At 66.2% G+C, this 263-nt stretch carries 1 protein-coding gene; it reads left to right on the top strand.

Annotated features, from left to right (window positions below; all coding sequences use genetic code 11):
- Nucleotides 1–263, top strand: a 263-nt coding sequence (locus ACZ2IA_RS23045; RefSeq protein WP_470294909.1) for a 2-deoxy-5-keto-D-gluconate 6-phosphate aldolase domain-containing protein, incomplete at both ends; no start/stop codon positions are given.

Below are 263 nucleotides of genomic sequence, written 5' to 3'. Positions count from 1 at the left end.
AATCGCTGAGGTGTACCACGCCTGCTGCCAGTCCGGGCACGAGCTGCTGCTGGAGGTGATCCTGCCTGCGACCATGCCGCGCAGCGACGAGCTCTACCTGCGCGCCATCTCCCGCTTCTACAACCTCGGCATTTACCCGGACTGGTGGAAGCTGCCGCCGCTTTCCGCCGAGGGCTGGACGGCACTGAGCGAGATTATCGAACGCCGTGACCCGCACTGCCGCGGGGTGGTGATCCTCGGCCTGGATGCCCCTGCAGAACAGC

This window comes from Crenobacter sp. CS_VA4 (assembly GCF_055597485.1).
Note: the sequence above shows the minus strand (reverse complement) of the source record. Positions and strands in the feature narration are given on the sequence as shown.